This is a genomic window from Streptosporangium sp. G11, assembly GCF_051192615.1.
GTDB lineage: Bacteria > Actinomycetota > Actinomycetes > Streptosporangiales > Streptosporangiaceae > Streptosporangium.
Genome location: NZ_JBPJUQ010000332.1, coordinates 1 through 832, shown reverse-complemented (window position 1 = coordinate 832; position 832 = coordinate 1). Strand labels below are relative to the sequence as shown.

General features: G+C 71.6%; 1 protein-coding gene. It reads left to right on the top strand.

The features are described from left to right. On the top strand, positions 1-832 hold an 832-nt coding region (locus ACSDR0_RS50865; RefSeq protein WP_435296179.1), incomplete at both ends, for a glycosyl hydrolase 2 galactose-binding domain-containing protein.

Genomic DNA, 832 nt, shown 5'->3' with positions numbered 1-832 from the left:
TGCGTGCACACCGATCTGCTGGCCGCCGGGCTCATCGAGGACCCGTTCCTGGACGACAACGAGAACCGGCTGACCTGGATAGGCCGCTCCGGCTGGGACTACGAGACGGTCTTCACCTGGCACGACGACTCCCACGAGCGCACCGACCTGGTCTGCGAGGGCCTCGACACGGTCGCCACCATCGAGCTCAACGGCGTCGCAATCGCCACCACGGCCAACCAGCACCGCTCCTACCGCTTTTCCGTACGGGAACTGCTGCACGAGGGCGAGAACACGCTACGGGTACGCTTCGCCTCCCCGCTGGCCTACGCCGAGGCGCGCAGAGCCGAGCTGGGGGATCGGCCCGGCAGCTACCCGGCGCCGTACCAGTTCATCCGCAAGATGGCCTGCAACTTCGGCTGGGACTGGGGCCCGGCCCTGGTCACCTCCGGCATCTGGCGGCCCATCGGCCTGCATTCCTGGAGCGGGGCCCGGCTGGCGTCGGTACGGCCGCTGGTGTGCACCGACGGGCCGGACGGGCGCGTCGAGGTACACGTCACCCTCGAGCGCACCGGCGACGCGCCCCTCACACTCACCGCACAGGTGGCCGGGGTCGTGGTGGAGACGGTGCTGGCCGCAGGCGAGCGCGAGGCCGTGCTGGCGCTGCGGGTGCCCGCCCCCCGGCTGTGGTGGCCGCGCGGCTACGGCGCCCAGGACCGCTACGACCTGACCGTCCACCTCTCCGAACACACCGGCGAACCCGGGAAGGCCGGCGAGACCGGGGAGAGCGGGGCGACGTTGGAAGAGTGGACGGGGCGGGTCGGGTTTCGCGATGTGCGCCTGGACCGGACCG